This is a genomic window from Microcoleus sp. w1-18aA5 (assembly GCF_036701705.1).
Classification (GTDB): domain Bacteria; phylum Cyanobacteriota; class Cyanobacteriia; order Cyanobacteriales; family Microcoleaceae; genus Microcoleus.
The window spans coordinates 21,992-34,460 of the sequence record NZ_JAUPTE010000069.1; the positions used below are offsets into that span (position 1 = coordinate 21,992).

A 12,469-nucleotide genomic window follows, 5' to 3' on the forward strand; every position below is an offset into this window, starting at 1 on the left:
AATCAGCCTCCATCCATTGTCATCTGCGGTTTACATTCTCTTTTTAAAACCGCAGATGAGGGCAGATAAACACAGATTAACGCAGATGAATTCTATCAATTCCGGTTGCACCATCCATCTAAAATCTAAAATCTAAAACTGCCCAATGGATTGCGCGATGCTGAAGATGATAGCACCCAAACCTGCTGCGATCGGAATTGTCACCAGCCAAGCCGAACCAATTGACAGCAAAGTTTCCAAGCGTACTGTTTTCCAAGCTTTGATCAGCCCGACTCCGACAACTGCACCCACTAAAGCGTGGGATGTGGAAACTGGCAAACCGAAGCGGGATGCTAGCAAGACTGTGGTGGCTGTGGCTAATTCCGCGCAAAATCCGCCGCTTGGTTGGAGTTCGATGATTTTTTCGCCGACTGTGGCTATTACATTTTTGCCCCAGATGGTTAAACCGATGACTATTCCTGCGCCTCCGAGGACTAAAATCCACAGGGGAACGCTGAAATCCCCTGAAGGAAAGGAACCTGTGCGCCGGATGTAGGCGATCGCAGCTAGGGGAGCAACTGCATTTCCTACGTCGTTGGAACCGTGGGAAAATGCTACAAAACAGGCGCTTAAGACTTGAAATCTCGCCATTTGTTGCTCGATGGGAGAGTGGCGGGGAGGGGGAGAGGGGGAGAGGGGGAGAGTGGGAGAGTGGGAAAATATTCCCTCTTTCTTATTCCTTGCATCCGTTACATCCGTTACAAAATCCGCTGCCGAACCTTCTTCCTTCTCAACTGATTCTAATTTTTTCCAGCTATTGAGTGTCAAGGCGATCGCAGCTATTGCCGCGATGCCAATGACAATATCGTGAGTTGGAAGATTCCAGCCAAATCGATCGTGCGCGGCGGCGATCGCCCCTGTCTGCACCAAAGCGACATTCACAACAGACGGCAGTACAATTATCCCAAATACGCTCAGCATTGCTGCACTCAGCCAAGGTATCCACTCGCGCATTTGAGATAGAGGATCTGGTCGATCGAGAATCGAATACTTCACCACACTGTAAAATAGTGCGGCTAAAGCACCGCTAGCAACAGGTGTCGCCACCCATGTTAGGGAGATGGTGCCGATGGTTCGCCAATCAACTGCATTAATTCCGGCTGCAACACAGCTAAAACCCGCGATCGCGCCTACCACTGCATGGGATGAAGAAACCGGCAAACCTCGACTGGTAGCGATTTGCAGCCATATCCCGCAAGCAATCAGCACTGACACCATCCCGATTAAAAATACTTGTGGTTGAGCCGCGAATACTTGTGCATTCACAACTCCTGTTGCCAGAGTTTCGGAAACTCCTTGGCCGAACAGCACTGCGCCGGAAAACTCCAGTATGCCTGCAACGATTATTGCCTGCCGCAGCGTTAGAGCCTTAGAGCCTACGGATGTCCCCATCGAGTTAGCGACATCGTTGGCCCCCAAGTTGGCGGCGACGTACAAGGCCAGTGCGGCCATTGCCCCTAGTTGCAGAAATACGACCCCGGAGGTATCTAACATAGAATTTTTTTGACATAAAACGGGCATTTCGATATATGATAAGGGATTGTGAGTTTTGGTAAATCCGATGAAAGGCGCAGAAATAATCCGTTCTATCGAAACGGAAGAAATAAATAGAGTCAAGGTAGAACTCAGCAAAGTTCTCCCCGAAATTTACGTCGGCGACACAGTGCGAGTCGGCGTCAGAATTAAAGAGGGTAACAAAGAACGGGTTCAGCCCTACGAAGGGACTGTGATTGCCATGCGTAACGGCGGGATTAATGAAACAATCACCGTCCGTCGTGTGTTTCAGGGCGTCGGAGTGGAACGGGTGTTTTTGATTCACTCGCCCCGCATCGCTACTATCCAAGTGATGCGCCGCGGGAAAGTCCGCAGAGCAAAACTTTACTACCTGCGCGATCGGGTGGGCAAAGCTACTCGCGTCAAACAGCGGTTCGATCGCTCCCTGTAGGAATGCACCCAGCTTCCCCTTGGTTCATGATTCGTGGGAAATTAAAAAAAATCAAAAAAAAGTTTCCCATTTACGAGCGCACTGTGTTAAAATAGAAATCTAGAGGTTAAGCGAATTTCAGCAACCTCACCTGTGCGCTCTTAGTTCAGTTGGTAGAACGCAGGTCTCCAAAACCTGATGTCGGGGGTTCAAGTCCTCCAGGGCGCGCTGAATCACCAAACATTAAATTCTGCCCGAAAGCGCCCGGATTATTGGCTGGCAACAGTCAAAACCGCAAACTTTCGGGTAGAATTAATTTTTGTGGGCGGTTCGCAAAAAATGCCATCAACAAATGCTCGGTGTGGCTTCTCGATCATCGGTTTCGGCGATCGGCAGTTACACAGTTGATAGGTTGGGCTTGTAAAAAAGTCGTGGCTTTAGATTGGAGATTTGGGACTTGGGCGTAAGTGGTTAGTGTCACAAAATCTGAGAGCCGCGGGCCACTCACACCATCTAAAATCTAAAATCTAAAATCTAAAATCGCAAGGGGGATTGAATCGTGGCAAAAAAAGACGAAGCTCAAGAAACTCAAGAAATAACGGCGCCTGGGTTTAACCCTGCGGGTTTTTTTAAGGAAACTAGAGAAGAACTCGACAAAGTGGTTTGGCCCAGCAGGCAGCAGCTAATCAGCGAGTCTTTGGCCGTGCTTTTGATGGTAATCCTCTCAGCAAGCCTGATCTATTTGGTGGATAATTTCTTTAACTGGGGCGCGGGAAAGGTGTTTGGGCCATGACTTTTGCATCAGAAGAATCTGAGTATTCCACAGAAGCGACGGGACAGGCAGCATCGCCAGAGGTGCCGGAGATTGATGCTCGCTGGTATGCTGTTCAAGTTGCCTCTGGCTGCGAAAAGCGCGTGAAGGCAAACTTGCAGCAGCGGATTCAAACTTTGGATGTTGCCGATCGCATCGTTCAAGTAGAAATTCCGCAAACTCCGGCAATCAAAGTCGGCAAAGACGGTTCCAGGCGGCAGTCAGATGAAAAAATCTTTCCCGGCTACGTACTCATCCGTATGTTTATGGACGAGGATACGTGGCAGGTGATCAAGAATACCCCGAATGTAATTAATTTTGTCGGGGCAGAGCAGAAACGCCGCTACGGGCGCGGCAGGGGTCACGTCAAACCGCTACCTCTGAGTCATTCGGAAGTAGAACGGATCTTCAGAAACGCTCAGGAATCAGAACCAGTTGTCAAAGTATCGATGTCTACTGGAGACCACGTTGTGGTACTTTCCGGGCCGTTTAAGGATTTTGAAGGTGATGTGATTGAAGTTAGCCCGGAACGAAACAAGCTCAAAGTTTTACTCTCGATTTTTGGGCGCGATACGCCTGTAGAATTGGAGTTCAATCAGGTTCAGAAACAGAACTAACTAATGGCAAAGAAAGTTGTTGCAGTAATTAAGTTGGCGATTACGGCGGGAAAAGCCAACCCAGCTCCTCCGATCGGCCCAGCTCTGGGTCAGCACGGCGTCAATATTATGATGTTTTGCAAGGAGTACAATGCTAGAACCGCAGACCAAGCGGGTCTGGTGGTTCCGGTAGAAATTTCGGTTTTTGAAGACCGCAGTTTTACGTTTATTCTCAAAACTCCGCCGGCGTCGGTTTTGATTCAAAAAGCCGCTGGCATTGCTAAGGGTTCGGGAGAACCTAACCGCAAGCAAGTAGGGACGATTACACAGGCTCAACTGCGAGAAATCGCAGAAACCAAAATGCCTGACCTCAATGCTAATGATGTTGAGGCTGCTATGAAAATTGTGGCAGGAACGGCTAAAAATATGGGCGTGGCGATCGCGGATTGATGCAAGTTGTCCGTTGTCAGTTGACAGTTGGCAGTAATTCAGGATTTTGAAGGTAAAATCTTCAATCAAAAATCCAAAATCAAAAATCCAAAATCGATCGGTTCAGGGGGAGAAGCAAAGCTTCGCTAGGAATCGAAAAATGATAGATTTTAAGATTGTCCGATAGGTTCAATCTAAAATCTAAAATCTAAAATCTAAAATCGACTGACCCCAGGAGATAACAATGGCAAAGAAAGTATCGCGAAGACTGCAAGAACTTCAAAAGAAAGTTGAAGACAGACCTTATCTACCGCTGGAAGCTCTGCAACTTTTGAAAGAAACAGCAACCGCTAAGTTTGGCGAAGCTGCTGAAGCTCACATCCGTTTGGGAATTGACCCGAAATATACTGACCAACAGTTGCGGACAACTGTATCGCTACCAAAAGGAACTGGTCAAGTAGTCAGAATTGCGGTGATTGCTAAGGGCGAAAAAGTTAAAGAAGCTCTGAATGCCGGCGCGGATATTGCTGGTTCTGAAGAGTTGATCGATGAAATTCAAAAGGGCATGATGGACTTCGATTGCCTGATTGCTACCCCAGACGTGATGCCGTTGGTGGCAAAATTGGGTCGGTTGTTGGGCCCGCGCGGTTTGATGCCTTCTCCGAAAGGTGGCACGGTGACGACTGACATTGCTCAGGCGATCAACGAGTTTAAAGGTGGTAAACTAGAATTCCGTGCCGATCGAACTGGCATCGTTCATGTTATGTTTGGCAAGGCAGCTTTCTCAGCGGAAGATTTGCTCGTCAACCTTCATGCTTTGCAAGAAACTGTTGACCGCAACCGTCCTTCTGGTGCTAAAGGTCGCTACTGGCGCAGTTTGTACGTATCCGCAACAATGGGCCCGTCGATCGAAGTCGATATCAGTGCTCTGCGCGATACCAAACTTGATGCTGCCTAGTACAGAATTAAGCAGAAGGCAGAAGGTAAAAGACAGCTTCGGCTGTCTGTGTAAATCTCTCACAAGACTTACGCCAGACCCTTGCTAATCTCTGCCTTCTGATGATAGCCTAATCAAAAATCAATAAGCTGAAGACCGCAGGTGCCGACCGCTTAATTTCCTGCCGAGGCTGAAGAAATAAAAACTCAAGACTCAAAGATTAGAAATTTTCTATTTTTAATTCTGACTTGTTAATTTTTAATTCTCTGCCCCGGCTCTAAGGTCGGGGTTTTTGGTGGGCAGTTTTCGATCCTAAAAGGAGGTGAAATAAGTATGGGCAAAAGTTTAGCAGTAAAAAATGAGATTATTGCAGACCTCAAGCAAACCTTGAGCGAATCTCAACTGGCGATCGTGATTGACTACACGGGCTTAACTGTTGCTGAAATCACAGATTTGCGTCGGCGTTTGCGTCCGAAAGGCAGCAGTTGCCAAGTGGCAAAAAACACGCTGATGCGAATTGCTGTTGAAGGCAACGAAACCTGGCAGCCGCTACAGGAATTGCTGACTGGTACGTCGGCGTTTCTGTTCGTGCAAGAAGATATTGGCGGCGCGATTAAAGCTTACCAAGAATTCCAAAAAGTCTCTAAGAAGACTGAACTTCGCGGCGGCGTGATGGAAGGACGGGTACTGAAAGAAGCTGATGTTAAAGCATTAGCCGATCTGCCGTCGAAAGAACAACTCATGGCTCAAATTGCTGGCGCTATCAACGGTGTCGCAACCAAGTTGGCTGTGGGTATCAATCAAGTTCCTACTTCGATCGCTCGCGGTCTTAAAGCTTATGCTGAAAAAGACGGCGATTCAGCAGAAGTAGCAGCAGAAGCAGAAGCACAACCTGAAGCAGAAAGCGTATCTGCTTAGTCATTAGTCATTAGTCATTAGTCATCAGTCATTAGTGTTAATCCACAGGCTGAAGGCTGGAGACGACAAACTAATGATGGAGGAGCAATCCCAAATTCCAAATCCCCAATCTACAATCGAACTAGGAGTTTAACGAATGTCTACTGCAACTGACGAAATCTTGGAAAAACTTAAGTCTCTGACTTTGCTCGAAGCTTCTGAATTGGTCAAGCAAATTGAAGAAGCTTTCGGCGTCAGCGCTGCTGCTCCTGTCGGCGGCATGATGATGATGCCCGGTACAGGTGGTGGAGCCGCTGCTGAACCCGTAGAAGAGCAAACCGAGTTTACTGTCATGCTCGAAGAAGTTCCTGCTGACAAGAAAATCGCAATTCTGAAGGAAGTCCGCGCAATTACCGGTCTGGGCCTGAAGGAAGCAAAAGATTTGGTAGAAGCCGCACCGAAAGCAGTTAAGGAAGCTATTGCTAAGGAAGCTGCTGAAGAAATGAAGAAACAGCTTGAAGCTGTGGGCGCAAAGATTTCTATCAAGTAGTCAGAGAATGTAGTTGGTGTCAATTCCGGTGACACCGGAATGATGGTTGACGGTTGACTGTTGACGGTTGACTGTTCCCTAAAATTAATCGCGCGATAGTTACATCTCTCGCGCGATTAATTGTTTTTGGTGTAGGGAAGCGGCATTGCCGTGTCCTCTTAGATTTTAGAGGCGGCTTCCATTTGCCGCACTACTGTTAAAGCTGAATACGAAACGCCGGCAGTTCCTTCTCCGGGATGGGTGAAGTCACCTACTAACCACAAGTTTTTAATTGGTGTGCGATTGGCAAATCCAAAGGGGCCGAAGGTTGGTATTCGCTGGCCGATGCCACCCACAACGCCTCTATCTCTCGCTGTGTAGCGGGCAAAGGTGCGGGGTGTGGCGGCTTCTTGGTGTACGATCGACTCTGGCGTCAAATTGAAATATTCGCTCAAACGGGCGATCGCCCCTGCGGTATATTTTTGCTTTAATCCTTCATAATCAACCGAATTCCACCACATTCGAGTATCAGTAAATGAGGAAGCGATAATTGTCGCCATTCCCTTCGGTGCTCGGCCATCACCCGGATGGCTGACAGAAACAAATAATGAATTATTCTCCCCAATCTCGCCGTCGTAATCGTAGAGAAACTGAAGGTGCGGCGGACAATTTTCTGGAATTGCGCTTTCATGGACTCCCAAATATATGACAAATGCACCGGATGCAGGCGGCAGTTTATCGACTCGATATTTGTAGCCTGCCATTTGATTTGGGAGTTGGTTTGTTGTCTCTGAAGTCTCTGATTTAACCGATAAATTCTCTGTTAAATTATCTGTTGAATTTCCGACAATCGGCTCGCTTGACAACAATTTTACTAAATTTTGCGCTGTCACGTTGGCAACAATGCGATCGGCTGTTTCTGTCCAAACTTCGCCTGTTTTTTGATTGCGAATCACTGTACCGGTGGCTTTGCCGTTGGCAGTGACAATACTTTCAACTGTATGCCGCAATAAGACTTGGCCGCCGTCTCGTTCGATCGCCTCTACCAGTCGATCGCTCAATACCTGCATACTTCCTTGTAGATGATACAATCCCTGCGGCTCTTGCGAAACTCCTAAAGCCGTCGCCGCGTAAAGTAGCGCCGTTTCTTCGGTATCAACTTGAGAATACAATTTTAACTGCAAATCCAGAAAAGTTTTCAAGCGCAAATTGTCGCCCAACCCACAAAGCCGCAAAGCATCTCCCACTGTCATAAAAGTGAAAGGCAAAGTAATTAGAGTATCGGGGCGAACTGCTTGAATTAATTGCCAGAAATCCCAGAAGTTTCTGGGCGGTAAAACTGGATCGCGCCCTTGAAAGTTCCAGCTAGCTTTGAACAATGCAGACAATAATTGCCAAAAAGGTTCACTTCCGGGAAACTGCCGCTGCCTTTCTTCCTGCCACTTTTGCGGATCTCGCCACACGCTAATCGGTGCGGTTTCTCCCGGCAAAAACACCGCACAGGCGGGATCGCAGGGTGTCGCGGCCGGAAGTTCTATGTCTAATTCTGAAAAAATTCGGTGATGAATGCCTCCGGGTTCCAATCCTGCAACCTGCGTGGCGCCGACATCGAAGGTAAAGCCTTTGCGTTTGAAGGTGGAAGCGCATCCTCCGGGGACGATCGCCTGTTCTAAGACTAGCACTTTGTATCCTCTGCGGGCTAGCAGGGCGGCTGCTGTCAGCCCGCCGATGCCGCCTCCAATTACCGTGACGCGGATCTTAGTGTCTGCTGGATTGGATTTGCTCTCAGGGGTGCGATCGCCTGTCATAAATTTATTTATTGTAATATTTCTTAATAGTATGCTCATATTTTCCAATAAAAAGCTCTTGTAGCGACAGGTTACAATCTATCGCTACAAGAGGAAGGAGGCCGAGTTTAGAGGACGTTTTAGGGGTAAAGTGCTCCGGGCGCACCCGGATCGTTAGACTGTGCCGTGCTGATGAGAGAATCAGTGACGGCGCCACTTGTTGAGATAAGCTTCGCCAATCCCAGCCACAGCCTGCATTTGACCTAGTTGTTCCCGTAAAGCTTTGATGGTTCTTAGCTGTTCTTGAGACTGTTGCTGCAAAGCGTCGTAATTTCGCTGTATCGCCGCACTCTGGTTCAATTGATTTTCCAGATATTGCAACTTACTCAGTTGAACTTGGAAGTCGCCGATCGCACTTGACTTTTCTGCTAACTCGTGCTGTAAAGATTCGTAACTCGACTTTGACACGGTTTCCTGGAATTGGCTTTCGAGATTTTGCTTTTCGGTGGCGAATTGCTGCTGCAAAGATTCCAGAGCACCGGATTTTTCGCCTAGCTGTTGCTGCAAAGATTCCAAAGCACTGGATTTTTCGCCTAGTTGTTGCTGAAACTCGTGTTCCCGGTGTTCTCTTTGGGCCAATTGCTGCTGCAAAGATTCCAGAGCACTGGATTTTTCGCCTAGCTGTTGCTGCAAAGATTCCAAAGCACTGGATTTTTCGCCTAGCTGTTGCTGAAACTCGTGTTCCCGGTGTTCTTTTTCAGCGAATTGCTGCTGCAAAGATTCCAGAGCGCTGGATTTTTCGGCTAGCTGTTGCTGAAACTCGTGTTCCCGGTGTTCTTTTTCAGCGAATTGCTGCTGCAAAGAAGCGATCGAACTTTCGCGTTCACTCAACTGCTGCTGTAAACTTTCGTAACTTGACTTCGCTACTGTTTCGGCTAATTGGCTTTCGAGATTTTGCTTTTCGGTAGCCAATTGCTGCTGCAAAGAAGCGATCGAACTTTCGCGTTCACTCAACTGCTGCTGTAAACTTTCGTAACTTGACTTCGCTACTGTTTCGGCTAATTGGCTTTCGAGATTTTGCTTTTCGGTAGCCAATTGCTGCTGCAAAGAAGCGATCGAACTTTCGCGTTCACTCAACTGCTGCTGTAAACTTTCGTAACTTTCTGGCAACGGATTTGGCTTTACACTCACCGAGTCCGATAGAGTTTCTGCCGTTACAGCGTCATTAATTTCGCTTTCTTCGGCTGTTTCCCCTTGCAAGTCGGGGTCCTCTACCTCCGTTTCTTCACCTTTTTTCCAAGTGACAGTAACTTCCGTCTTGTCCTTAGAAATATCCAGAGCGCCTTGTGCCAAGCGTTCTAGGAGTTCCGACCTTGATATTCCGAGCTTGCGAGCGATCACGTTTAATCGATCGGCACTAGAAGAAGTCAGCGAAAGTCCGACTTTGACTTTACTTTCTGAATTGGAACTAACTACATTGCGATTTTTTTTGACCATTGGCATTTTCCTCATGCCAACCTACACTTATTAGTGTAGTGGCTGAAGCTTCTATTAAAATTAATTCTTGTTACTTACCAATTGTGCCAGCTTCTGTTCCCAATTGAACAAAAATCCGTGAATATACTCTTCAGTCCATTCCTCGCCGTAGAACCGCTTAAACATTCCCTGACCCGGGTTTTTTTCGGCACGATAGCGCAGATAGCACAGTTGAGCTTGTAAGCCCTTGTTTTAAAGCGAAGCTTCCAAAGTCGCACCTGCAACCCGATGATCTCGATCTTTTGCCAAATAGTTCACAGCAGCGCGAGCTTGAGGATTGTCAAATCTGCTCAGCGCGCGAGCAACTCGCAGCCGAATTCCCCAGTTATCCGAACTTACTAGAGGTAATAATTGCTGCAATGCCTGTTCTTGCTTCGGGGTATTTGCCAGCAGACCAAATCCGTCAATTGCTGCTTCCTGAACTGGTAAATCTTCCCCGCCAAGAGCGATCGCACAAATTTCCAATACTGCATCAGGACACTGCATTTCATACAGCGGAGCCATAATGCTGCGGCGGACGAGCCAATTGTCATCGTGGCGAAAAGCTTCCACTAAATGAGAAATTGCCTCAGTTCCGAACCTTGACAAAGAGTTAGCGGCTTCGGCGCGCACGTTTGGATCGCGATCAAACTGCATCATTTTTAACAGCGCCGCAAAAGCTTCCCCTGTTTGAATCTGTCGCAATCCCATCGCCACGAACGATCGCACCATAAACTCGCGATCGTCCACTTTGCTCAGCAACATCGGCAGCGCCACCGCAGAATCGCAGTTTCTCAGAGCCGTTACCCCCCGCAGCCTCTCTTGAGAATCCGAACTTTGCAGCGCTGCTTGGATTTCGTTAATTTTCATAAGCCAATTATAAATTTTTGTTACGTTTATTTACAATTTTAGCAATTATTCCCGGATTTTGGGCAGATTTAAAAAAAAATTACTGCTGAACAAGAAATTTTGTGGGTATTTAAGCGAACTTTTCTATTAGTAATTAAGGCAATCAGTACCCTATTTATTTGAGTATGCGGAGGCATCATTATCTCGCGCGTAAAATCCCAAATGATTGGAAATTGGACGTTCCTGCATGGGAATTTTATTCTGAATCGGAGCATTCAACAGTTTCGCTCCTGACGGCGACGCTACTGCAAAAGTTACCGACCCGCCGCCATCTAAATTCAGCACTGTCTCGGCTCCCAACCGCATCGAAATATCAGTTATTTCGCTCAATTTCAGCCCTTCACTGTAAAGCCTCTGCTTGCCGTCTGCCAGAATTAACCACAACTTGTCGCCTGTTTTGTCAATCGCCGCGACTGCACGGGGATAGGGTTTATCCTGTTTGCGTTCTTCCTGACTTTGTGCTACGGCTTTGCCATTTTTCACCAGCAAAGTATCTCCGGCAACTCCATAGGCTGTTCCCGAAGGACAAGTGCCGTTTTCGATTATTTGAGCGCGGTTTTTGGCATCAAAACAAAGGGCTGGAAAGCCTGAATGTGGTTGAGAATAAGCTTGGCTTTTGGCAATGGCGTGTCCGACATTATTTACTCGATCGCCACTGCGGGGATAGTAATCCCAAGGTGCTTCCTCGATGCAGGGATAAAAAAAATTGCCGTTAACTGCTAATTGCAATTGAAATTCTTTCAGGAATTCAGTAGCCGTGCGGGCATGGGTTTCTGTTAAATCGGGTGTTGGGTTTCCGGGAGTGACAAAAATTCCTATTCCCGGCGCTTTTAGGTCGATGCTAACAATGTGAATTAGGGTGGGACGCGGATTAGTCCGAAATTCCCTGCGGTAGGCTATTCCTTGAAAGAGCGATCGGGCTTCGTTGGTTTGTTGGGGACGCAAAAAGTAGGGAATGTTGTAGAGTAGTATTGGTGCGAGCAATATTCCGAGACCGAGAATATGCCAAATTTGTTTGAACGTGGGCCGATAAGTCATACCATTTTAGATTTGAGATCGGGGAGGGGAAAACTGACAGATTTATATATTTTCCAGCATCCTGTACTAATATGAAGTATTCGGATTCCAATAATTTTAGCAATCAAATTTTACGAAATCGATCGTTCCAAGGGCAAGTTCTTAACGGTGCTGATTTCAGCGGTGCGGATGTTCGAGGCTGCAATTTTAGAAATGCTCAGTTAGCGGGTGCGAATTTTCTCGGTGCGAAAATCGGGCTTTCTAGGCGACAGATAGCTGTTTTGAGTGCTGGGGCGATCGCGATTTGTTTGGTTGTGGGCGATGTTCTGACTCGAATGATTCTGGGAGCCCAAGGACAACTACCGGACTCTCCCAGTTGGCCTTTTGTTCTGTTGCTGTACGGGGTTTTGAGCGCTGCTGGTTTCGCTTCGGCGATCGCCAGCAAACAGCCAAAAACCTCAAAAGCGGGTAGATTGGCACGAACAATTTCTGCAATTCTATCAGGAGCTTTGTTGGGATTTTTCTATGCTGGCACTGCAACTAATAATAATTCCCAGGCTGCTATTGCTGGAATGTCGATCGGCGGGGTGTTAATGTTTTTTGTGAATTCCCGGATTCGTAGCCAATTTGCACAGGTTGCGATCGCATCGGCTGGAAGTGTGGCGACTTACGCAGCGGCTTTTTTGTTCAGTGCAACGGCGAGCGCTTTTCTGAACACTCACAAACTGTTTTGGGGTATGTGTTTAGGTTTGCTGTCGCTGCTGTATCTTTGGTTTGCATTTGTGTCTTTCTCCGCTATTGTTCGAGAGATTGGAAATGCTGAGGGTACTTCGTTCAGAGGGGCAAATCTCGCTGATGCTAAGTTCGATATAAATTACCTCTATCTAAAATCTAAAATTTAAAATCTAAAATTACTCGACTGATATTCAAACAGCCATTGATTCAGCAGAAAGCGACGCTTTGCTGCAAACGGTGGCGATTGGTGTAGGTCACTATGGTTTTCTAGGGCGTCGGTTCAGTATTAGGAGTTGACAAAAAAAGGAATTTATGAAATTAGCCAGTGCATGAGTTCGACTCTA

General features: G+C 47.2%; 15 protein-coding genes, 1 tRNA gene and 1 other annotated feature. Of the genes, 10 read left to right on the forward strand and 6 right to left on the reverse strand.

All coding sequences use genetic code 11. The annotated features are described in order from the left end of the window. Positions 1–132 precede the first annotated feature (132 nt). The gene (locus Q5691_RS21245; RefSeq protein WP_445305842.1) at positions 133–1,560 is read right to left on the reverse strand and encodes an inorganic phosphate transporter; all 1,428 of its coding nucleotides are present in this window, start codon (positions 1,558–1,560) and stop codon (positions 133–135) included. 40 nt (positions 1,561–1,600) lie between these two features. Between Q5691_RS21245 and rplS the strand changes: the two genes are divergently transcribed. The 9 genes from rplS to rplL all read left to right on the forward strand — a co-directional run bounded on the left by rplS (position 1,601) and on the right by rplL (position 6,183). Next, positions 1,601–1,984, forward strand: coding sequence for a 50S ribosomal protein L19 (gene rplS, locus Q5691_RS21250; RefSeq protein WP_006635591.1), 384 nt, complete (start codon positions 1,601–1,603; stop codon positions 1,982–1,984). A gap of 134 nt (positions 1,985–2,118) precedes the next feature. Next, positions 2,119–2,191 (forward strand) — tRNA-Trp (locus Q5691_RS21255). Continuing rightward, positions 2,162–2,371 (forward strand): hypothetical protein, encoded by a 210-nt coding sequence (locus Q5691_RS21260; protein ID WP_333209416.1) that lies wholly within the window; start codon positions 2,162–2,164, stop codon positions 2,369–2,371. Before Q5691_RS21255 ends, Q5691_RS21260 begins: the two co-directional genes overlap by 30 nt. Positions 2,372–2,522: 151 nt before the next feature. Next, on the forward strand, positions 2,523–2,756 hold the full coding sequence (gene secE, locus Q5691_RS21265; protein ID WP_172186534.1) for a preprotein translocase subunit SecE: 234 nt from the start codon (positions 2,523–2,525) through the stop codon (positions 2,754–2,756). Next, the gene (gene nusG / locus Q5691_RS21270; protein WP_333070762.1) at positions 2,753–3,391 is read left to right on the forward strand and encodes a transcription termination/antitermination protein NusG; all 639 of its coding nucleotides are present in this window, start codon (positions 2,753–2,755) and stop codon (positions 3,389–3,391) included. The genes secE and nusG overlap by 4 nt, the downstream gene beginning before the upstream one ends. A gap of 3 nt (positions 3,392–3,394) precedes the next feature. Continuing rightward, the gene (rplK, locus tag Q5691_RS21275; RefSeq protein ID WP_006635588.1) at positions 3,395–3,820 is read left to right on the forward strand and encodes a 50S ribosomal protein L11; all 426 of its coding nucleotides are present in this window, start codon (positions 3,395–3,397) and stop codon (positions 3,818–3,820) included. Between the two features lie 223 nt (positions 3,821–4,043). Continuing rightward, positions 4,044–4,757 (forward strand): 50S ribosomal protein L1, encoded by a 714-nt coding sequence (gene rplA / locus Q5691_RS21280; RefSeq protein ID WP_190663916.1) that lies wholly within the window; start codon positions 4,044–4,046, stop codon positions 4,755–4,757. 110 nt (positions 4,758–4,867) lie between these two features. Continuing rightward, positions 4,868–5,040 (forward strand) — a sequence feature (ribosomal protein L10 leader region). A gap of 29 nt (positions 5,041–5,069) precedes the next feature. After that, positions 5,070–5,654 carry a 50S ribosomal protein L10 gene (gene rplJ / locus Q5691_RS21285; protein ID WP_333209415.1) on the forward strand — a complete coding sequence of 195 codons (585 nt, stop codon included), beginning with the start codon at positions 5,070–5,072 and terminating at the stop codon, positions 5,652–5,654. Between the two features lie 136 nt (positions 5,655–5,790). Continuing rightward, positions 5,791–6,183 (forward strand): 50S ribosomal protein L7/L12, encoded by a 393-nt coding sequence (gene rplL / locus Q5691_RS21290; protein ID WP_333037133.1) that lies wholly within the window; start codon positions 5,791–5,793, stop codon positions 6,181–6,183. Between the two features lie 158 nt (positions 6,184–6,341). Here the strand turns inward: rplL and Q5691_RS21295 are convergent, their stop codons facing one another. The 5 genes from Q5691_RS21295 to Q5691_RS21315 all read right to left on the reverse strand — a co-directional run bounded on the left by Q5691_RS21295 (position 6,342) and on the right by Q5691_RS21315 (position 11,411). Next, the gene (locus Q5691_RS21295; RefSeq protein WP_333346841.1) at positions 6,342–7,970 is read right to left on the reverse strand and encodes an FAD-dependent oxidoreductase; all 1,629 of its coding nucleotides are present in this window, start codon (positions 7,968–7,970) and stop codon (positions 6,342–6,344) included. A 180-nt stretch (positions 7,971–8,150) separates the two neighbouring features. Beyond that, positions 8,151–9,446, reverse strand: coding sequence for a ribbon-helix-helix protein, CopG family (locus Q5691_RS21300; RefSeq protein ID WP_333346834.1), 1,296 nt, complete (start codon positions 9,444–9,446; stop codon positions 8,151–8,153). A gap of 60 nt (positions 9,447–9,506) precedes the next feature. After that, complete coding sequence (locus Q5691_RS21305) at positions 9,507–9,656, reverse strand: hypothetical protein (protein WP_333209449.1); 150 nt, start codon at positions 9,654–9,656, stop codon at positions 9,507–9,509. Between the two features lie 21 nt (positions 9,657–9,677). Then, positions 9,678–10,334 (reverse strand): HEAT repeat domain-containing protein, encoded by a 657-nt coding sequence (locus tag Q5691_RS21310; RefSeq protein ID WP_333209410.1) that lies wholly within the window; start codon positions 10,332–10,334, stop codon positions 9,678–9,680. A 150-nt stretch (positions 10,335–10,484) separates the two neighbouring features. After that, a complete protein-coding gene (locus tag Q5691_RS21315) occupies positions 10,485–11,411 on the reverse strand; it encodes a phosphodiester glycosidase family protein (RefSeq protein WP_333346836.1) in 927 nt (308 codons plus the stop codon). A gap of 71 nt (positions 11,412–11,482) precedes the next feature. Here Q5691_RS21315 and Q5691_RS21320 point away from each other — a divergent pair, with 71 nt between their 5' ends. Continuing rightward, positions 11,483–12,292 carry a pentapeptide repeat-containing protein gene (locus tag Q5691_RS21320; protein ID WP_333346839.1) on the forward strand — a complete coding sequence of 270 codons (810 nt, stop codon included), beginning with the start codon at positions 11,483–11,485 and terminating at the stop codon, positions 12,290–12,292. The last annotated feature ends 177 nt before the right edge of the window (positions 12,293–12,469 follow it).

What these genes read in the sequence shown, in the direction of transcription:
- Q5691_RS21245 (WP_445305842.1), bottom strand. Translation starts at nt 1,560, where the DNA reads ATGCCCGTTTTATGTCAAAAAAATTCTATGTTAGATACCTCCGGGGTC.
- rplS (WP_006635591.1), top strand. Translation starts at nt 1,601, where the DNA reads ATGAAAGGCGCAGAAATAATCCGTTCTATCGAAACGGAAGAAATAAAT.
- Q5691_RS21260 (WP_333209416.1), top strand. Translation starts at nt 2,162, where the DNA reads ATGTCGGGGGTTCAAGTCCTCCAGGGCGCGCTGAATCACCAAACATTA.
- nusG (WP_333070762.1), top strand. Translation starts at nt 2,753, where the DNA reads ATGACTTTTGCATCAGAAGAATCTGAGTATTCCACAGAAGCGACGGGA.
- rplK (WP_006635588.1), top strand. Translation starts at nt 3,395, where the DNA reads ATGGCAAAGAAAGTTGTTGCAGTAATTAAGTTGGCGATTACGGCGGGA.
- rplA (WP_190663916.1), top strand. Translation starts at nt 4,044, where the DNA reads ATGGCAAAGAAAGTATCGCGAAGACTGCAAGAACTTCAAAAGAAAGTT.
- rplJ (WP_333209415.1), top strand. Translation starts at nt 5,070, where the DNA reads ATGGGCAAAAGTTTAGCAGTAAAAAATGAGATTATTGCAGACCTCAAG.
- rplL (WP_333037133.1), top strand. Translation starts at nt 5,791, where the DNA reads ATGTCTACTGCAACTGACGAAATCTTGGAAAAACTTAAGTCTCTGACT.
- Q5691_RS21295 (WP_333346841.1), bottom strand. Translation starts at nt 7,970, where the DNA reads ATGACAGGCGATCGCACCCCTGAGAGCAAATCCAATCCAGCAGACACT.
- Q5691_RS21300 (WP_333346834.1), bottom strand. Translation starts at nt 9,446, where the DNA reads ATGGTCAAAAAAAATCGCAATGTAGTTAGTTCCAATTCAGAAAGTAAA.
- Q5691_RS21310 (WP_333209410.1), bottom strand. Translation starts at nt 10,334, where the DNA reads ATGAAAATTAACGAAATCCAAGCAGCGCTGCAAAGTTCGGATTCTCAA.
- Q5691_RS21315 (WP_333346836.1), bottom strand. Translation starts at nt 11,411, where the DNA reads ATGACTTATCGGCCCACGTTCAAACAAATTTGGCATATTCTCGGTCTC.
- Q5691_RS21320 (WP_333346839.1), top strand. Translation starts at nt 11,483, where the DNA reads ATGAAGTATTCGGATTCCAATAATTTTAGCAATCAAATTTTACGAAAT.